At 70.1% G+C, this 17,722-nt stretch carries 18 protein-coding genes; 13 read left to right on the forward strand and 5 right to left on the reverse strand.

Going from position 1 to position 17,722, the window contains the following annotated elements; genetic code table 11:
• Positions 1 to 6: 6 nt before the first annotated feature.
• From ABT009_RS25160 to ABT009_RS25170, 3 genes are read right to left on the reverse strand one after another with little or no spacing between them, the layout of a single operon-like run.
• Positions 7 to 1,278 (reverse strand): cytochrome P450, encoded by a 1,272-nt coding sequence (locus tag ABT009_RS25160; protein ID WP_351299075.1) that lies wholly within the window; start codon positions 1,276 to 1,278, stop codon positions 7 to 9.
• Positions 1,275 to 1,718, reverse strand: a complete 444-nt coding sequence (locus tag ABT009_RS25165) for a nitroreductase family deazaflavin-dependent oxidoreductase (RefSeq protein ID WP_351299078.1) — start codon at positions 1,716 to 1,718, stop codon at positions 1,275 to 1,277. Before ABT009_RS25165 ends, ABT009_RS25160 begins: the two co-directional genes overlap by 4 nt.
• A 15-nt stretch (positions 1,719 to 1,733) precedes the next feature.
• Entirely contained in the window at positions 1,734 to 2,540 is an 807-nt protein-coding gene (locus ABT009_RS25170; protein ID WP_351299080.1) for an SDR family NAD(P)-dependent oxidoreductase, read from the reverse strand.
• Positions 2,541 to 2,794: 254 nt separating this feature from the next.
• On the opposite strand from ABT009_RS25170, the gene ABT009_RS25175 reads away from it, so the two are divergent.
• The 9 genes from ABT009_RS25175 (at position 2,795) to ABT009_RS25215 (ending at position 12,428) form a co-directional block, all read left to right on the forward strand.
• The gene (locus tag ABT009_RS25175) at positions 2,795 to 4,318 is read left to right on the forward strand and encodes a class I adenylate-forming enzyme family protein (protein ID WP_351299083.1); all 1,524 of its coding nucleotides are present in this window, start codon (positions 2,795 to 2,797) and stop codon (positions 4,316 to 4,318) included.
• Positions 4,319 to 4,359: 41 nt separating this feature from the next.
• A complete protein-coding gene (locus ABT009_RS25180; RefSeq protein ID WP_351299086.1) occupies positions 4,360 to 5,625 on the forward strand; it encodes a CaiB/BaiF CoA transferase family protein in 1,266 nt (421 codons plus the stop codon).
• A gap of 152 nt (positions 5,626 to 5,777) precedes the next feature.
• On the forward strand, positions 5,778 to 6,149 hold the full coding sequence (locus ABT009_RS25185) for a Zn-ribbon domain-containing OB-fold protein (RefSeq protein WP_351299089.1): 372 nt from the start codon (positions 5,778 to 5,780) through the stop codon (positions 6,147 to 6,149).
• The gene (locus ABT009_RS25190; RefSeq protein WP_351299092.1) at positions 6,146 to 7,279 is read left to right on the forward strand and encodes a thiolase family protein; all 1,134 of its coding nucleotides are present in this window, start codon (positions 6,146 to 6,148) and stop codon (positions 7,277 to 7,279) included. Before ABT009_RS25185 ends, ABT009_RS25190 begins: the two co-directional genes overlap by 4 nt.
• A 26-nt stretch (positions 7,280 to 7,305) precedes the next feature.
• Positions 7,306 to 8,457 carry an amidohydrolase family protein gene (locus ABT009_RS25195; RefSeq protein WP_351299095.1) on the forward strand — a complete coding sequence of 384 codons (1,152 nt, stop codon included), beginning with the start codon at positions 7,306 to 7,308 and terminating at the stop codon, positions 8,455 to 8,457.
• Entirely contained in the window at positions 8,454 to 9,668 is a 1,215-nt protein-coding gene (locus ABT009_RS25200; protein ID WP_351299098.1) for a CaiB/BaiF CoA transferase family protein, read from the forward strand. The genes ABT009_RS25195 and ABT009_RS25200 overlap by 4 nt, the downstream gene beginning before the upstream one ends.
• Before the next feature lie 101 nt (positions 9,669 to 9,769).
• On the forward strand, positions 9,770 to 10,624 hold the full coding sequence (locus ABT009_RS25205) for a mycofactocin-coupled SDR family oxidoreductase (RefSeq protein ID WP_351299101.1): 855 nt from the start codon (positions 9,770 to 9,772) through the stop codon (positions 10,622 to 10,624).
• A gap of 41 nt (positions 10,625 to 10,665) precedes the next feature.
• Complete coding sequence (locus ABT009_RS25210; protein ID WP_351299104.1) at positions 10,666 to 11,400, forward strand: class II aldolase/adducin family protein; 735 nt, start codon at positions 10,666 to 10,668, stop codon at positions 11,398 to 11,400.
• A 110-nt stretch (positions 11,401 to 11,510) separates the two neighbouring features.
• Entirely contained in the window at positions 11,511 to 12,428 is a 918-nt protein-coding gene (locus tag ABT009_RS25215) for an alpha/beta hydrolase (RefSeq protein ID WP_351299106.1), read from the forward strand.
• A 106-nt stretch (positions 12,429 to 12,534) separates the two neighbouring features.
• Here the strand turns inward: ABT009_RS25215 and ABT009_RS25220 are convergent, their stop codons facing one another.
• On the reverse strand, positions 12,535 to 13,659 hold the full coding sequence (locus tag ABT009_RS25220) for an LLM class flavin-dependent oxidoreductase (protein WP_351299109.1): 1,125 nt from the start codon (positions 13,657 to 13,659) through the stop codon (positions 12,535 to 12,537).
• 216 nt (positions 13,660 to 13,875) lie between these two features.
• Here ABT009_RS25220 and ABT009_RS25225 point away from each other — a divergent pair, with 216 nt between their 5' ends.
• The 4 genes from ABT009_RS25225 to ABT009_RS25240 all read left to right on the forward strand — a co-directional run bounded on the left by ABT009_RS25225 (position 13,876) and on the right by ABT009_RS25240 (position 16,671).
• Positions 13,876 to 14,292: a nuclear transport factor 2 family protein gene (locus ABT009_RS25225; RefSeq protein ID WP_351299111.1), complete on the forward strand. Its 417-nt coding sequence runs from the start codon at positions 13,876 to 13,878 to the stop codon at positions 14,290 to 14,292.
• 72 nt (positions 14,293 to 14,364) lie between these two features.
• Entirely contained in the window at positions 14,365 to 15,360 is a 996-nt protein-coding gene (locus ABT009_RS25230) for an LLM class flavin-dependent oxidoreductase (RefSeq protein WP_351299114.1), read from the forward strand.
• A 38-nt stretch (positions 15,361 to 15,398) separates the two neighbouring features.
• Complete coding sequence (locus ABT009_RS25235; protein WP_351299117.1) at positions 15,399 to 15,866, forward strand: nuclear transport factor 2 family protein; 468 nt, start codon at positions 15,399 to 15,401, stop codon at positions 15,864 to 15,866.
• Positions 15,859 to 16,671 (forward strand): enoyl-CoA hydratase/isomerase family protein, encoded by an 813-nt coding sequence (locus ABT009_RS25240; RefSeq protein WP_351299120.1) that lies wholly within the window; start codon positions 15,859 to 15,861, stop codon positions 16,669 to 16,671. Before ABT009_RS25235 ends, ABT009_RS25240 begins: the two co-directional genes overlap by 8 nt.
• Positions 16,672 to 16,796: 125 nt before the next feature.
• Here ABT009_RS25240 and ABT009_RS25245 read toward each other — a convergent pair whose 3' ends face one another.
• Positions 16,797 to 17,531, reverse strand: a complete 735-nt coding sequence (locus ABT009_RS25245; protein WP_351299123.1) for a GntR family transcriptional regulator — start codon at positions 17,529 to 17,531, stop codon at positions 16,797 to 16,799.
• Positions 17,532 to 17,722 lie beyond the last annotated feature (191 nt).

The following is a 17,722-nucleotide window of genomic DNA, read 5'->3' on the forward strand; positions in this document are numbered from 1 at the left end:
CCGCCGTCACGCGGGCCGGCCCCACACGACGGGCACCGCCGTCGGGCCGCGCTCGTACATGCCGGTGATGCGCGGCGCCTCGGCCTCGGGGTCGAGTCGCACGTCGCGGAAGCGTTCCAGTAGGGCGCCGATCGCCGTGGCGATCTCGGTACGGGCCACGTGCATGCCCAGGCAGATGTGCGGCCCGGCGCCAAAGCCCAGGTTCGCCCGCAGGGGGCGCGACGGATCGAACTCGTCGGGCCGCTCCCAGCGCTCGGGGTCGCGGTTGCCCTCGGCCAGGCACACGTGTACGACCGAGCCGGCCGGGAACGGGACCCCGCGCAACTCCCCGTCCTCGCGGGCGAAGCGGGCGAAGACCGGGTCGGTGGGCATCCAGCGCAGCGACTCGTCCACCGCCGCCCGCAGCACGGCGGGGTCGCGGCGCGACTCCGCCAGCCAGTGCGGGTGCTGGAACAGTGCCAGCAGGGTGATGCCCATCTGCTTCCAGGTGGTGCCGGAACCGGCGGCGAGCAGCAGATAGGCGAAGGACAGCACGTCGCGATCGGACAGGGCGTGCGTCGTGCCGTCCTCGTCCGCGACCTCCGCCTGCACCAGGGTGCTCAACAGGTCGTCGCCGGGGTGCGCCCGGCGGGCGGTCACCAGCGGCTGGACGATCTCCATGAACCGTCTGCCGGCGTCCGCGGACGCCTCCACGATGACGGCTCGGATGTCGAGGGCCTGCTGGACGTCCACGCCCAGGCTTCCGCAGATGGTCAGCAGCGGGATCGGGGCGAAGAACTCGACGTTCAGGTCCGCCCGGCCGTTCGCCTCGATGGTGTCCAGCAGCGCGTCCACGGTGGAGGCGATCCAGTTCTCCACCCACCAGCGCATCCGCCGCGGAAGGAAGGACGGCTGCACCAGCGTGCGGTAGTTGCGGTGTCGCTGCCCGTCCATGTACAGCATGCTGGTCTCGTAGAGCGCCGCGTCCTCGCCCAGCACGGCCGGGGAAGCCGAGAACCGCTCGCTGTCGCGCAGTACCTCGTCGCAGGTGGCGTAGTCGAACGCCGACACGTGCGGGCGGTCGGGGAACGGCAGCCCCTGGAAGAAGGCCTCGCCGTGGTAGCCGACCAGCGGACCGACGATCCCCGGGTGGACCGGTCCGGTCTCCCGCAGCCGCTTGAACGCCGGGTATGGATCGGCGCTGAAGTCACCACCGCGCGAGGTGTATCCGGCCGCACGCAGATCGAACAGTTCCCGGATCCGCGCGGGGTCCAGTGCCGCTGCCCCCGGCGCGGTCATGACGGGCTGTCCTTCCGCTCGAGCACCACCACCGGAATGAGGCGCTCGGTGCGCTCCTGGTACACGTCGTAGTTCGGCCACACCTTCGTCATGACCTGCCACAGCCGTTCGCGCTCTGGCCCTTCGGCGGTGTGCGCGACCGCCGGGAACCGGTCCGCAGCGACTTGGAGGACCACCTCGGGACCGGCCAGCACGTTCAGATACCACGACGGGTGCCCGGCCGAACCGCCGTTGGAGGCCACCACGATGTACCGGTCGGCGTCCGTGCCGTAGATCAGGGCACTGGAGCGCTGGAGGCCGGAGGTGCGCCCGGTGGTGGTGAGCACCAGGCAGTGGACGCCGTTCCAGGTGTGGCCGACAGCGCCGTCTGTCTCCAGGTAGCGGCGCACGTGTTCCGCGCCCACCAGTGATATGTCCGGGGGAGTGTAGGAGTGCGACAACGCAGCCTCCGTGGCTCAGCGGGCGGTGTAGCCGCCGTCGATCGGCAGCAGGACACCGGTGATGTTCTTTGCCTCGTCCGAGGCCAGGAAGGCGATCGCGGCCGCGCAGTCCTCTGCCTCGATGTGGCGCCCTAGCGGGTGGTACGCGCCCGCCTCCGCGAGTTGTTCGTCCGTCAGTGCCCGCTCGGGCGTGGTTGCGTCCGCGACCCCGAAGTTCGTCAGCGGCATCGCGGCCGGCGCGATCGCGTTGCAGCGGATGCCCAGCGGTGCGTACTCGATCGCGACGCCCTTGGTGATGTGGTTGACCGCCGCCTTGGACGCCCCGTACACCGTGCCGCCCCAGCCGACCATGCCCGCTACCGAGCCGGTGTTGACGATCACGCCGCCGCTGCCCTTACCGCTCTCGGTCTGGCGCTTGAACTGCAGCACCGCGTGCTTGCAACCGTAGAAGACCCCGCTGAAGTTCACCGTGGCGAGAACTTCCCAGTCCTGCTCCGTTGTCTCGTGCAGCGCCAGCCCCGGGCGCCTTGTCACCCCGACGTTGTTCACCATGATGTCGAGCCGGCCGAACGCCGCGACCGCCCGGGCGATCGCCGCCTCCACCTGGGCTTCGACCGCCACGTCGCAGCGCACGGCCACGGCCTCGCCGCCCTCTTTGGCTGCCAGGTCAGCCGTGTGCTGCGCCCACTCCTCGCGGAGGTCCGCGCACACGACCCGTGCCCCCTCTCGTACGAGGCGCAGCGTCGTTGCCCTGCCCACGCCCGAGCCGGCGCCGGTGACCACCGCGGACCGTCCCGCGAGCCTTGCCCGTCCCTCGCTCATCGACCCACCGCCCTTCCTGATACGGCGTGTGGTGCACATTAGTAATCTATCATTATCAAGATAGCAATGCTTGATGTCTAAGTCATGGCGGGAGTACCGTCGCCTCGGCCCTGCCCCAAAGCCCCGCACGGCTGCCGCAACCGGTAGGGCCGATACCGGGAGGCGTGGCGGAGAACATCAGTACCGACTATTGCGCCGACGGCGCCCGCGGTGCATCCATGGACGAGCGATGAGCACGGGAGAGGGGACGCGCCATGCGCACGAGCCTGTGGGCTGCGGTGGAGGAGCGGGCTGACGCGACGCCGGACGCCGAGATGCTGGTCGACGAACTCGGGCGCCGTATGACGTTCCGTCAGTACCGTGACGCCGCAGAGGAGACCGCCGCGGGGCTGGCCGCTCTCGGCGTCGGCGAAGGCACCCGGGTCACCTGGCAACTCCCCACCTGGATCAAGTCCGTCGTCCTGGTCGCCGCGCTCGCGCGCCTCGGCGCGGTGCAGAACCCGGTCATGCCCAGCTACCGGGAGCGGGAGCTGGCCTTCGTCACCCGGCAGACGAAGGCGCGCCTCCTGATCGTCCCGCCCGTCTGGCACGGGTTCGACCACACCGCCCTGGCCCGTGCTGTCGCCGCGAGGCAGGACGGGCTGCAGATCCTGGTCGTCGACGGCGCGCTGCCCAAGGGCGACCCCGAAACCCTGCCACCGGCCCCGGAATCCACCGGTGTGCGCTGGCACTTCTACACCTCCGGCACCACGTCGGAGCCCAAGGGTGCCCGGCACACGGATGCCACGGTCATGGCCGCCGGCTACGGCATGGCCGAGCGGCTGGAGGCCCGCGGCGACGACCGCGCGGCCATGGTCTTCCCCTTCGCCCACATCGGCGGATGCACGACCTGGCTCACCACCTGTCTGGCGAGCGGCCTGACCATGATCCTCACCGAGGCGTTCGACCCGGTGGCCACCGTCGAGCAGCTCGGCCGCGAGGGCGTCACGCTGGCCGGCGCCGGAACGGTCTTCCAACTCGCCTACCTGGCCGCCCAGCGCCGGACCCCCGACAAGCCGGTGTTTCCCGCGATCCGCTACGGCCTGGCGGGCGCCGCGCCCAAACCCCCCACTCTGCACGCACAGTTCAAGGCCGAGATGGGCGGCGCAGGCGTGGTCTCCGGCTGGGGGCTGACCGAGGCCCCCATCCTCACCATGAGCAGTCCCCACGATCCCGACGTCGTCCTCGCGCGCTGCGAGGGCCGCCCCACCGCCGGAGTGCGGCTGCGTGTGGTGCGAGCCGACGGCACCGCGGCCGGAGTGGGGGAGGAGGGCGAACTGCGGGCCAAAGGCCCCCAGGTCATGCTCGGCTACCTCGACGCGGCGCTCGACGCCGAGGCCTTCGACGCGGAGGGCTGGCTGCGCACCGGTGATCTCGGCCGCCTCGACGAACACGGGAACGTCACCATCACCGGCCGCCTCAAGGACGTCATCATCCGCAAGGGCGAGACCATCAGTGCCAAGGAGATCGAGGACCTCCTCGCCGAACACCCTGACGTCGCCGAGGTCAGCGTCGTCGGCCTGCCCGACCCGGCCACCGGCGAACGCGCCTGCGCCGTCGTCGTCCCCGCCGACCCGGCCGCACCGCCGAGTCTGCGGGATCTGACCGACTATCTGCGCGGCCGCGGCTTGATGCCGCAAAAGCTCCCCGAGCAGGCCGAATCCGTCGCCGTGCTGCCGCGCAACCCGGCTGGCAAGGTCATCAAGACCGAGCTGCGCGACCGCTTCACCCCGCACTGATCCCACGTGGCCGACACGGCCACCCGGCAGGAAGGACACCCGTGCGCATCGGAGAGACGGCCAACCAGCAGGCCGCTGCCTGGGGCAAGCCGCTGGACGGCGTCCGCGTCCTGGCCATGGAGCAGATGCAGGCGCTGCCCTACGCGACCCAGTTGCTCGCCCGGCTCGGCGCCGACGTCGTCAAAGTCGAGCCGCCGGTGACAGGTGAGTCCGGACGCGCGTCCCTGCCCGCCATGCTCGACCCCGAGGGCCGCAAGGTCGGGGTCACCTTCACCCGCAACAACTTCGGCAAACGCAGCGTCGGGATCGACCTCAAATCCCCCGAGGGACGCGACCTGGTCCTGCGCCTGGCCCCTCGCTTCGACGTCATCGCGGAGAACTTCAAGGCCGGCACCGCGGACCGCCTCGGACTGGGCTATCGGGACATCGCGGCCGTCCACCCCGAGGCCGTCTATCTGTCCGTCTCCGGCTTCGGCGCCGGCGGGGACTCGCCATACGCCGGTTGGCCCGCCTATGCGCCCATCGTGGAGGGCATGGCCGGACTGTACGACTTCAAGCGCGATCCCGAGACGCCCCCGGTCACCTCTCCGCTCGGTGCCCTTGGTGACACGGGGTCGGCGCTCTTCGCGGCCGTCGGGGTTCTGGCCGCGCTGCGCCACCGTGACCGGACGGGTGAGGGGCAGCATGTCGACATAGCCATGTACGACGCGATGGTCGCGTTCGGTGACGCCGGCATCAACTACTGGTCCATGGGCCTCGAGCGGCAGCCGGGCAACGCGCCGGGTATCAATCACTCCTTCCGGTGCGCCGACGGTTTCTTCGTTCTCCAGTGCGGCCGCCCGCACATGTTCGCCGGCCTCGCTCGACTCGTGGGGCATGAAGAATGGCTCGATGACGAGCGGCTGACCGGTCCTCAGGAGTGGCTCGACCACGTGGAGGACGTCATTCGGCCCGGCGTCGAGGAGTGGGCGGCCGGACTCACCCGTCTCGAGGCCAGTGCCGCGCTCGGCGCCGCCGGTGTCGCCGCCGGCCCCGTCCACTCCCCGGCCGACGTGGTCGCCGACGCGCATGTCCGTGACCGCGCCATGCTCGTCGAGATGCCCCGTACCGACGGGGTGGAGCGGCCGATCCTGTCCCCGGGCAACCCGGTCAAGCTCTCCAAGGTGGCGGAAGGCCCCGAGACGCGCATGCCCTGGGTCGGTGAGCACACCGCCGCGGTCCTCGGCGCCGAGCTCGGCCTGGGCGACAGCGAACTCCGGCGTCTCGCCAAGACCGGGGTCATCATGCCCGCGGCCGAAGACCGCTGACCGGCCTCGTTTTCCGCCTCCGCGGCCCGTGCCGACGTGTGCTGCCCGTGCTAAGGTCGAGTCATGTCTATCTATATAAAGATAGCATCTTTGTGTCGCCTGGGGAGTCGGTGATGACAGCCGAACAGAGTGTCAAGAGACCTGCCCCACCGTTGACGGAGCGAACGGCCGGCTACTGGACCTCAGGTGCCGACGGCGTGCTGCGCATCGCCCGCTGCTCCGCCTGCGGCCACTACCAGCATCCGCCGCTCCCGCTGTGCCCTCGCTGCCACGGCAGCGAGATGCGCTTCGCTCCGGTCTCCGGCCGGGGAACGGTCCACTCCTTCACCATCAACCGCTACCAGTGGAACCCCGACATGCCACCTCCCTATGTGCTGGCCGAGGTCGAACTGCCCGAGCAGCAGAACCTGCGCGTCATGACGGCGATCACCGGCTGCGAACCCGAGGCGGTGTGCGTGGGCCTCCCAGTGACCGTCGCCTTCGAGCGCTCCGGCGAGACCTGGATCCCGGTGTTCCGCCCATGAATCGCCCCGTCGAGACCCAGGCCGTCATCACCGGTATCGGCAGCTCACGCATCGGCCGCCGACTGCACCGCGACCCGTGGACGCTCACCAGCGACGCCGCCCTGGCCGCCATCGCCGACGCCGGACTGGAACCCGCGGACATCGACGGGCTGTCCACCTACCCCGGCGCCACCGGCTCGACCCCTGGCATCACCGGAGCCGGTGTCGACGACGTGCGCGCCCTGCTCGGACTGCGCCTGCGCTGGCACACCGGGGGAGGGGAGGTGCCCGGCCAACTCGGGTCGATCGCCAACGCCGTCCTGGCTGTCGGCGCCGGGTTGGCCGAGCACGTCCTGTGCTTCCGCACGGTATGGGAGTCCACCGCCCAGGAACGGCTCGGCGGACGCTCCGAGACCATGCGCAGCAGCACCGCCCGCGAGCGCAACCAGTGGACCGCGCCCTACGGCGCCGGCTACCCCACCTACGGCGGTCTCGCCATGCAGCGCTATCTGCACGAGAGCGGCTCCACCCGCGAGCAGTTGGCCCAGATCGCGGTCACCGCACGGGCCCACGCGGCGCACAACCCGTCGGCGGTCTACCGGGACCCGATGACCCTCGAGGAGTACCTCGCGGCCCGTATGATCTCCGACCCGCTCTGCATCTACGACTGCGACGTGCCCGTCGACGGTTCGATCGCCGTGGTCGTCTCCCGGGCCGGAAGCCACACCGACGACCCCCTGCGGGCTGTCACCATCCAGGCCATGGGTACGGCCTCCGGCTTCGACGCCTGCGCCGACATGATGTGGTCGCGTACGGACCTCGCTCCCGCCGATGTGGACGTCGCCGAGCTGTACGACGGCTTCTCCATTCTGGCGGTCCGCTGGCTGGAGGCGCTGGGTCTGTGCCCGCGCCTGGAGGGCGGGCGGTTCATCGAGGGCGGCAAACGCATCGCCCTGGACGGGGAGCTGCCACTCAACACCGGCGGCGGACAGCTCTCCGGCGGCCGCCTGCACGGCTACGGCGCGCTGTACGAGGCGTGCCTGCAACTGCGGGGAGTCGCGGAGGACCGCCAGGTGCATCCGCGCCCGCAGGTCGCTGTGGTCTCCAGCGGCGCCGAGAACTTCACCTCCTCCCTCTTGCTCGCGCGCTGAGCGCGAGTCGGCAGAAAGGAAAGGCGATGCTGCCTCCCGACACCAAACTGATCTCCGCCGACGACCACATCATCGAGCCGCCGGACCTGTGGGTGGATCGGGTACCCGCGGGCTACCGCGACCGCGCCCCGCGCGTGATCGAGAAGGACGGCCGCCAGGCGTGGCTGTACGAGGACCAGCTCACCTACATCCCCATGGGCAGCTGCCGCCCGCTGCCCGGCCACCCCGAGAAGGGCTACCCGCCCGCCCCCGGGACCGCCCGCTTCGACGAGATCCGCCCCGGCTGCTACGACCCGGCCGAGCGGCTGAGGGACATGGACATCGACGGCGTGTGGGGTCAGTTGATGTTCCCGAACTATGCGCGCTTCGCCGGACACCGCTTCTTCCTCGGCGTCAAGGACCTCGAGGCCGGACTGGTGTTCCTCAAGACCTACAACGACTACCTGATCGACGAGTGGTGCGCCACCGACCCGGCCCGCCTGTACGGCGCCGCGATCCTCCCGCTGTACGACATCGACCTGGCGGTCGCCGAGGCAGAGCGGGTCATCGCCAAGGGTGCCAAGGCCATCGCCTTCTCCGAGAACCCCACGGTCCTCGGCCTGCCCTCGCTGCATACGCGTCACTGGGACCCGCTTTGGGCGGTCATCGACCAGGCCGGCCTGCCTGTGTGCCAGCACATCGGCAGCTCCTCCCGCCTGGTGACCACCTCCGACGACGCCCCTCCCGGGGTGCTGGTCACCCTCAACGGCGTCAATTCGATGATGGCCGCGGCAGACTGGCTGATGTCCGATGTGCTGGAGCGCTTCACCAATCTGAAGGTCATCCTGTCCGAGGGCGGTGCCGGCTGGATCCCCTACCTGCTGGAGCGCGCCGAGAAGGCCTTCAACGACGCCCGTTTGGGCCGGGATCTGTCCATCGGCCAGGCCGGTATGGGCCGGCGAGCCCCGCGCGAGCTGTTCGCGGAGCACATGTACGCCTGCCTCGTCGACGAGCAGTTTGCCCTGCGCTCGCTGGGCGACGTCCCCGTCGACAACCTGCTGTGGGAGGGCGACTTTCCGCACGGCGACGGCCGTTGGCCCAACAACCGCAAGGAGCTGTCCGAGGCCATGGCTGACGTGCCCGACGCCGACGCCGTCAAGATCGCCGAAACCAACCTGAGCGGGCTGCTGGGGATATGAGCTACGACGTACTGCAAGGCGTCAGGGTGGTCGAGGTGGCGATGTACGCGTTCGCCCCCTCGGCCGGTGCGGTGCTCGCCGACTGGGGCGCCGACGTGATCAAGATCGTGCCTCCCGGCACCGCCGACCCGATGAACGGCACCCCCGTGGCCGCCCTGCCGGCCAAGGACGTCGGGGTGAAGTTCATGTGGGAGATCCTCAACCGCGGCAAGCGCTGCATGGGCCTGGACGTCTCCACCGACGGAGGCCGAGAGGTCCTGTACGACCTCGTCCGCGAGGCCGACGTCTTCATCACCAACCTGCTGCCCAACGCCCGGACACGCTTCGGACTCGACCTGGACGACCTGTCCGCGGTCAACGACCGCCTGATCTACGCCCGCGCCACCGGCCACGGCGACCGCGGGCCGGAGCGCGAGCGCGGCGGCTACGACATGACCGACTTCTGGAGCCGGTCGGGCATCGGCCACGCGGCCAGTCAGGTCGCCGACGAGTTCGTCCCGCTTATCTCCCCTGCCCTGGGCGACCTGACCTCCGGAACCTTCCTGGCCGGCGCCATCGCCGCGGCCCTGTTCCGCCGGGAGCGCACGGGGCGCGGCGCGGTGGTCGACGTCTCGCTGCTGTCCTCGGGCCTGTGGGTGCTCTCCCCGGGCGTCGTGGCCGCCCAGTTGTACGGCGTCGAGAACATCCCGCGGTTCCGGCACGCCCAGTCGCCCAACCCCACGGTCAGTGCGTACCGCACCCGCGACGGACGCTACATCAACCTCTCCGGCATCCTCACCGAGGGCAGCTTCGAGACGTTCTGCGAGGTGATCGGCCGCCCCGAGCTGGGCGCGGATCCCCGCTTCAACAGCGGTGAGGCCCGACTGGCCAACGCCGCCGAATGCGTCGCGGCCCTCGACGCCGTCTTCGCCGAGCGGGATCTCGCCGAGTGGACCAAGATGCTGGCCGGCCTCCCCGTACCCTGGTCCGTCGTGCAGTCCGCCCGCGAGGCAGGCGAGGACGTGCAGGTGACGGCCAACCAGTACGTCACCCAGGTCCGGGGACCGGCCGGTCCCTACCCCCTCGTCGCCAGCCCGGCGCAGTTCGACGACACCCCGCCGAGTCTCACCCGCGCGCCCGAGCACGGCGAGCAGGGAGACGAGATCCTGCTGGAACTCGGCCGTGACTGGGACACCATCCTGCGGCTCAAAGCGGCGGGAGACGTGCTGTAACCACGCCCGGTCCTCGCGAGCTCACCGCGCTGCGGCGCTGCGGCGGGGGCACCGCGGCCGTTCACGACAGCGGCCGCCTGACATCATCCAGGAGTCGAACCATGGGTCGAGTTGCCGGCAAGGTCGCTTTCATCACCGGCGCGGGCCGCGGACAGGGTCGCGCGCACGCGGTCCGCCTCGCCGAGGAGGGCGCCGACATCATCGCCACCGACATCTGCGGCCCGGTGAGCGACCGTGTGCTCTACCCGATGGCCACGCCGGACGATTTGGCGGAGACCAAGGAGCTGGTGGAGAAGCTGGGCCGCCGCTGCACGACCGCCGTGGCCGATGTGCGCCGCATCGGAGAGCTGAAGGCCGCCGTGGCTGCCGGCCTGGAGGCGTTCGGGCACATCGACGTGGTCTGCGCCAACGCGGGCGTCATCACCTTCCACCCCAGCGCGCTGGAGATCCCCGAGGACGCCTACGACGCGGTCGTCGACACCAACCTCAAGGGCGTGTGGAACACCATCCAGGCGACCGCGCCCGCGATGATCGAGGCGGGGCACGGCGGATCGATGATCCTCACCAGCTCCGCCGCCGGGATCCGAGGTCAGGTGCCCTACGCGCACTACGTCGCCTCCAAGCACGGTGTGGTGGGACTGATGAAGGCGTTCGCGAACGAGCTGGGGCAGCATCGGATTCGCGTGAACACGGTGCACCCGACCGGCGTGGCGACGCCGATGGGAAGCGACGGGAGCGCGCTGGAGATGGCCGCGACGGTGCCGCTGTTCGTCTCCGGAGCGGCCAACATCCTCCCCGATCTGGACAGTCCGACGGACGCAGCCGCCCCCCTTGGCGTCGGAGTGATCCAGCCGCGGGACGTGTCGCAGGCCGTTCTGTGGCTGGCCTCGGACGAGTCGCGGTACGTCACAGGCCTCCAGCTGACCGTCGACGCGGGCAACACCAACAAGCCCTGACCGACCGCCGGATGACATCGTCACCGACCCGAGGAGTCGCCATGCCATTCGTGCCGAGGCCCGGCAGGCTCATTCCGGATCTCACGCCCGCCCAGGAGATCGTGCTACTGGCCCGTACGCTCTGGCGAGAGGGCTACGACGACCACCTCGCCGGACACATCACCTACAACCTGGGCGACGGCACGCTGCTGTGCAACCCGTGGCTGCTGGCGTGGAACGAGATCCGGGCGAGTGACGTGATCCGTATCGACCTGGACGGCAACGTCGTGGCGGGGGACTGGCCGGCGCCGCTCGGTATTCCGCTCCACCTCGAACTGCACCGGATCCGCCCCGACGTGCAGGTCGCGCTGCACCATCACCCCAGGTACGGGACCACGTGGGCGGACATGGGGGAGATCCCGCCGGTCTATGACCAGAGCTCCAGCCTCGGCGGCGGCGACCTCGTGCTCGTCGACGAGTACGAGGGCGGCGTCGACGACTCGTCGGTCGCCGCGAAGGCGGTCGCGGCGATGGGTGCCGCCGAACTGGCTCTGCTGGCCGGGCACGGCGTCTTCGTGCTGGGCTCGACCGTGCGGGCGGTCCACCAGCGCGCGGTCGCGTTGGAGCAGCGTTGCCGCAGTGCCTGGATGGTCCGGGCGGCCGGCAGCCGGGCACCGAGCCGGGTGCCCGATTTCTGGCTCGAACGCTCCCGCCGCAGCGACGGCAACGGATTCCACGGCTTCTGGGAGGTGAGTGTGCGCGCGGAACTCGCTGCGGACGCAAGCCTGTTGGACTGACCGTGTGTCTGGGCGACCTGGCCGCCCGCGAGGGGCCCGGGGCCAAGAACTGTACGGGCTGTCGCACTCAGCCTGTGCGGAAAGCCTGCTGAAGGGAGTCACTCGAGGACATGGAAAGCGAAACGGACAGCGAAACCACCCTGAAGGAACTGGCCGCCTGGGGTCTGCCCGCGCTGCGGGAGGGCCACACGGCTCCGGCCGACCTGGTCGAGATGCGCCGGGCGGTCGAGGCCGCTGCCGCTGTTCCGGACGGCGTCCCCTGGCACCGCGACAGCATCGGAGGCATCCCCTGCGCGGTGGTCGAGCCCGAGCACGGGGCGGTGGGCGGCTCGGCGGACGGGGCGCAGCCGCCGGTGCTGGTGCACCTGCACGGTGGCGGCTACCGCCTGGGCGCGCCGGTGATGTGGATCGCCTTCGCGCATCGCCTGGCCCGCGCCACCGGACACCGAGTGGTCGTCCCGGACTACCGGCTCGCGCCGGAGCACCCCTTCCCGGCGGCCCTGCACGACGCGGCTGCGGTCTGGCAGGCGCTGGCCCCGGAAGAGGGGGATGGGCCGGTGCTCTCCGGCGACTCGGCAGGCGGTGGACTCGCGGTGGCGCTGGCCCTGTGCGCGCGAAGTGTCCCCGTGTCGCCACCGAGGCGGCTGGTGCTGTTCTCCCCGTGGCTGGACCTGACCGCGGCCTCGGCCTCCTTCGAGTTCAACGCGCAAAGCGACACTTTGTTCTCCCGCGAGTCCGCCCAGGCGGCCGCCGACGGGTACCTGCAGGGGCTGGCGGCGGCGACCCAGCCGCTGGCGTCGCCGCAGGAGGCCGACCCGACCGGCCTGCCGCCGGTGCTGCTCTTCGCCGGCACCGGCGAGGTGCTGCTCGACGACGCCGCCGTCTTCGCCCGGCGGGCGGCCGGCGCCCAAGTGCCCGTAGAGACGCACCTCGTTCCCGACCTGCCGCACGTGTGGCCGGTGGTGGTTCCGGACGACCCCCGGTCGGCCGCGGCGGTGCAGGCCGTGGCGCGCTTCGTCGGTGAGTGACGCGCCGCCGCCTGGGAGGACGGGGAGGGCATGGCAGCGCGCGCTCGCACTGCCGGCGGCCCCGGACGCAGCAGCGTCCGGGGCCGCCGGCCGTCCGGTACTTCGGTTACTGGGCGGAGGAGCGGAAGCGGGTGGTGCGGTGCACAGGGTCGGGGTCGATCACCGGGATGACGTGCTCGCCGAGGAGGCGGATGGTGGTGAGCGCGTCGTCGACGGGCCCGCCCATGGGCACCGACAGGGCCATCTGGTCGGCGCCCGCCTGGTCCCACCGCCGGCACTGCGCGACCACCTCGGAGGGGTCGCCGCACACCAGCGCGCCCTGGGCGATGGCCGCCTCGACGACCTCCGTCGTGTACTCGGGGAGTACCTCCGGCCAGGGGGGCACGTCACTGGGCCGCGGGAAGGTGTCGTGGTACCGGAAGACGAGTGACCGCAAATAGCCCAGGCCGCTGCTCACCGCCATCCGAACGGCCTCCTCGTGGGTGGGCGCGCAGAAGGCGGGCATACAGACCAGGACGTTGTCGTTGACGTAGGCGCCGATGGGGTCGGGATCGGCGATCGCTGCCCGGTAGCCGTCGACGACCTTCTCCATGTCGCTGACGCGCGCGATGCTGAAGCCGAGCACGCCCAGGCCCTTGCGGCCGGCCATGGCGTACGAGGACGGCGATCCGGCGGCGTACCACATCGGCGGGTGGCTCGGGCCGTACGGCTTGGGCAGGATCCGGCGTGGGGGCAGTGACCAGTGCTTGCCTTGGAAGCCCTGGTACTCGTCCTGGAGCCACATCTTCGGGAACTCCGCGATGGTCTCCTCCCAGTACTCCCGAGTGATGTCCATGTCGGGGGCATCGGGCAGGAAGCCGAGGATCTCGTGGCTGCCGGCGCCCCGGCCGGTGCCGAACTCGAACCGGCCGCCAGAGAGCTGGTCGAGCATCGCGGCCTTCTCGGCAACGACGGCCGGATGATTGACCGGGGCGAGCGGGTTGAAGATGCCCGAACCGAGGTGGATCCGCTCGGTGGCGTGGGCGAGATAGCCGAGGAACACGCTGTTCGCCGACAGGTGTGAGTATTCCTGCAGGAAATGGTGCTCCGAGGCCCAGGCGTACTTGAAGCCGCTGCGGTCGGCCTCGATCACGATGCGTGCCTCGTTGAGGAGTGCGTGGTGCTCGGCGAGCGGATCGCCCTCGGCCCGCATCTTGGGAACGTACCCCTGCACGAACAGTCCGAATTCCACGATGCCCTGCCCTCCTGACAGTCCGAGGCAGGGTCATCGCGCGCGGCACCACTGCCGGTTGTGGACTCCGCGGCGACGCATCCTGCCTTCATCTGTAGCTAGTATTGCTATCCTGTAAAAGATGGCAATACTTGGCGGAGGGTTCTGCAGACCGCCACGGCCACGGACCACTTTAAGAAGACCGTGGCCGCCGTCTGGAGCGGAAGTGACTGATTCATGAGCCAGGATGAAGTGATCAGGTGCACTGCCGACGAACTGGCCGTGCGTAACATCATCGCCAAGGTGTCCCTGTACACCGACGGTGGCGACGTGGACTCCTATGTGGAGCTGTTCGCGAAGGACGCGGTCTGGGAGATGCCGGGCAACCAGCGGACCGGCCACGACGAGATCCGCGCCGGGAACGTCAGCGGGTACGCTGCCGGGCTTCTCGGGCCGGGCACGGGCAGCCGCCACATCGTGGGCACCACCGCCGTGGACATCCAGGGCGACACTGCCACGGCGGAGTCGCAGTGGGTGTTCGTCAGTGGCGGGCCCGGCTCGCCGGCCATCTCGGCGGCTGGTCACTACCTCGACACCTTTCGGCGTACGAGCGACGGCTGGAAGATCACCCGCCGACAGCTCACCCTCGGCTGACTTGGGCACGGTCGGCGGCGTCGCGCCGTCGGTCGGGTCATGCAGGCGGCGGTCACGCGAGAGGAGCAAGGCATGCCGAGGAATCGTCCAGGCGGAGCGTTCGCCCTTCGTTTCGACTTCCGCAACCCGGAGCTCGCCGGGACGACCATGGCCGACCGCTATGCGGCCGCCCTGGATATGGTCGAGTGGGCCGACCGGCTCGGCTTCGTGAGCGTGACCGTGTCCGAGCACCATGGTTCCCCGGACGGCTATCTTCCGTGCCCGGTTCAGATGCTCGCGGCCATGGCGGCTCGTACGACGAACATCCGCTTCCTCATCGCCGCGCTGATAGCCCCGTTCCACGACGCTCTGCGCCTCGCCGAGGAAATGACCGTGCTCGACAACCTGAGCAGGGGGCGGGCCGATCTGGTCGTCGCCGGCGGCTATGTGCCGCAGGAGTTCGCGATGTTCGACGTGCCGATGGACGAACGGGTCAGGCGCGTGACCGAGCTGGTGACCACCCTGAAGGCGGCCTTCACCGGTGAGCCGTTCACCTACCGGGGCCGCACGGTACACGTCACGCCGGCGCCGTTCCGGCCCGGGGGCCCGACCATCCTGCTCGGCGGCAGCAGCGAACCGGCCGCACGCCGCGCCGCCCGCATCGCCGACGGCTTCCTCCCCTCGGTGCCCGCGCTCTGGGAGTTCTACAGGGACGAAGTCCGGAAACTCGGCCGGCTGGACCCCGGCCCGGGCCCCCTGGGCGACACCCGGGTCGTGGCGCTCGCTGAAGATCCCGACAAGGGCTGGGAGCAGATGGCGCCGTACTTCCTCCACGAGACGAATGCCTACGGCACCTGGCACGCTCCGGGCGACCTCACTGCCCCGTACCGCACCGTTGCCGACGCCGACGACCTGCGGGCGACCGGCCAGTACAGGGTTCTGACGCCTGCACAGTTCGCGGCGGAGCTGGCGGCATCGCCGTACCCCTTCGCCCAGTTCCATCCGTTGTGCGGCGGGATGCCGATCGAGCTGGCGTGGTCGAGCCTGCGCCTGTTCGAACGCGACGTGATGCCCGCGTTCACCAGCTGACCAGTGGTCAAGGGGAACTACCGAAAGGCGGGTTTGCCATGGACGACATCGAGGCCATCAAGCAGCTCAAGGCCAGGTACTTCCGCATGCTGGACACCAAGGACTGGGACGGCATGCGCCAGGTGTTCACCGACGACCTGGTGGTGGACACAACCGAGTCGGGTGGCATCGTGACCACCGGCGGCGACACGTTCATCGCCTACGTCAGCGACCTCCTGGCCGACGTGTCGACCGTGCATCAAGGCCACACACCGGAGATCACCCTCACCTCCCCGTCCACGGCCACCGGAATCTGGGCCTTGGAGGACCGCCTCTGGTACCCCGACGGCCGGGAGATGAGGGGCTTCGGCCACTATCACGAGACCTACGAGAAGGCGGACGGCGTGTGGCGCATCAAGACCTCGAAGCTGACACGCCTCCGCATGGACACTTCCCCGAAGCTGTTGCCGAATGACCTTGCAGCCGCCGAGCAGCTGACAGCCTCAGCAGGGGCAGCTCATGGATGAACCCGTTGGCTTGAGCGGTGACGACCTGGGGAGTCCCTACCTCCGGCTGGAGCGCAGGGGCCCGCTGGCGTGGTGTGTCGTCGATCGGCCGGACTCGCGAAACGCCCTTACCAGCTCGATGTACTTCGGTGTGCGTCGGGCGGTGGACCTCGTCAACCGCGACCCGGAGCTGGCGGCCCTGATCATCACGGGTACCGGCGGTGTGTTCATCCCTGGCGGGGAACTGCGCGGCCGGGAACCGGACCGATGGATGGACTTCCCCGATCTGCTGGGCCTTGATGCGACGCCCTTCGAGGCGATCCGTCGATCCGCGAAACCGGTGGTCTCCGCGGTCAACGGCCTTGCGCAGGGCGGCGGCCTTCTCATCGCGATGCTGTCCGACGTTTCCGTCGCCGCGCAGAGCGCCACCGTCCGAGCCCCCGAGCTCCTGCGCGGCATAGCGGACATGGGCTACGCCGCCTACCTGCCCGCCCAGATCGGAGTCGCCCGCGCCCGCGACATGCTGCTCACGGGACGGGTCGTGACGGCTGAGGAGGCCGAGCGGTGGGGCATCTTCACACGGGTGGTCCCGGACGACCAAGTGCAGGACGTGGCAACGGAAGTCGCCACCCAGATCTGCCGAACGGCACCGGGGGCGCGGTTCCAGGTCAAGCGGGTCATCAACGACCACTACGCGCCCGTCGACCGCATGACGTATGACGCGATGCTTCAGTCCGAGGAAATGGCCGAAGGAATGCGTGCTTTCGCAGAGAAGCGCGAACCGTCCTGGGTCCCGAAGGAGTTCCGCACCGGCCGCAGACTGTGACCGCAGGCGGCTGCGTGAGCCGACCCGCCGCATGCATCCTGCTCCAGCGTCACGAGGCTGCGAACAAGGCGTGTTGTGTGGGCCCAGCACCTGCGTTCCGTTACCGGTTGCCGCCGCGCTGCGGATCAGCTCGCGGCCTCGGTGTGGGCGTCCGGATACTCCGGGGCGAACAGGCCGCGCTCGGTGAACAGTCGTACCACCAGCTCGCCCTGCCGGCGGAGCATCCCTGCATATGCCTCGCTCGCCGTCTCGCCGTCGCGCCGGGACAGCGCTTCGACGATGGCCGCACTGCCCGCGCGCTCCACTTCGATCGCGCCGGAGACGAGGGCGAAGAAGTTGCCGGGGATGAGGCCGACCATGGCGCGCAGCAGCGATCGCAACCGTGCGGAGCTGGCCGTCCCCCGCACCAGGCGGTCGAACTCGAGGCTCAGCCGGGCGAACGCCTCGGGGTCGTTCTCGGCGGCGAGCAGCCCGGAGAGCTCGCGCAGCCGGGCCAGGGACTCCGTGCTGATCCGGGCTGCCGCGCGGCGGGCCGCGAATCCGTGCATGAGCCCGTACAGCGCGTAATGGTCGGCGACGACGGTCGCGTCCAGCGGGGCGATGAACGCGCCGCGGTGAGGCCGGATGGTGACCCAGCCATCCTGCTCCAGGGACAGCAACGCCTCCCGTACCGGGAGGCGGCTGACGCCGAGTGCCCGCGCTATATCGTCCTGGGGCACCCGGTCCCCCTGCCGCAGTCGGCCGTCGAAGATCAGCCGGCGGATGTACTGGGCTGTCTTCTCGCCGCTGCGCTGCCGGATGACCTCCATGCCGGGGGGCGGTAGCGGCCCCTCAGCGACGGCGGCTTCGTCTTCGCTCAACAGAACCCCTTGGATCGGAGGAGAACTCTTCTCACAAGCTCTGACATGCGGTCAGCTCCGCCGTGCGGCGTGCTGGGCGTGACCGGCTTGACCGCTGCACATGAATGCCGGGCTGGTCCACGAACCACTCCTGGGCGGCTGATGCCAGACGGGCGCGAACTAACAGTCACTATCCCGCCGGGCCGACGACC

Origin of the sequence: Streptomyces sp. NPDC002896 (genome assembly GCF_040295225.1) — a bacterium.
Classification (GTDB): Bacteria; Actinomycetota; Actinomycetes; order Streptomycetales; family Streptomycetaceae; genus Streptomyces.

Bases quoted from the DNA above. Each gene is read 5' to 3' on its own strand.
- ABT009_RS25160 (WP_351299075.1), bottom strand. From the start codon at position 1,278: ATGACCGCGCCGGGGGCAGCGGCACTGGACCCCGCGCGGATCCGGGAA.
- ABT009_RS25170 (WP_351299080.1), bottom strand. From the start codon at position 2,540: ATGAGCGAGGGACGGGCAAGGCTCGCGGGACGGTCCGCGGTGGTCACC.
- ABT009_RS25175 (WP_351299083.1), top strand. From the start codon at position 2,795: ATGCGCACGAGCCTGTGGGCTGCGGTGGAGGAGCGGGCTGACGCGACG.
- ABT009_RS25190 (WP_351299092.1), top strand. From the start codon at position 6,146: ATGAATCGCCCCGTCGAGACCCAGGCCGTCATCACCGGTATCGGCAGC.
- ABT009_RS25195 (WP_351299095.1), top strand. From the start codon at position 7,306: ATGCTGCCTCCCGACACCAAACTGATCTCCGCCGACGACCACATCATC.
- ABT009_RS25200 (WP_351299098.1), top strand. From the start codon at position 8,454: ATGAGCTACGACGTACTGCAAGGCGTCAGGGTGGTCGAGGTGGCGATG.
- ABT009_RS25205 (WP_351299101.1), top strand. From the start codon at position 9,770: ATGGGTCGAGTTGCCGGCAAGGTCGCTTTCATCACCGGCGCGGGCCGC.
- ABT009_RS25210 (WP_351299104.1), top strand. From the start codon at position 10,666: ATGCCATTCGTGCCGAGGCCCGGCAGGCTCATTCCGGATCTCACGCCC.
- ABT009_RS25215 (WP_351299106.1), top strand. From the start codon at position 11,511: ATGGAAAGCGAAACGGACAGCGAAACCACCCTGAAGGAACTGGCCGCC.
- ABT009_RS25225 (WP_351299111.1), top strand. From the start codon at position 13,876: ATGAGCCAGGATGAAGTGATCAGGTGCACTGCCGACGAACTGGCCGTG.
- ABT009_RS25230 (WP_351299114.1), top strand. From the start codon at position 14,365: ATGCCGAGGAATCGTCCAGGCGGAGCGTTCGCCCTTCGTTTCGACTTC.
- ABT009_RS25235 (WP_351299117.1), top strand. From the start codon at position 15,399: ATGGACGACATCGAGGCCATCAAGCAGCTCAAGGCCAGGTACTTCCGC.
- ABT009_RS25240 (WP_351299120.1), top strand. From the start codon at position 15,859: ATGGATGAACCCGTTGGCTTGAGCGGTGACGACCTGGGGAGTCCCTAC.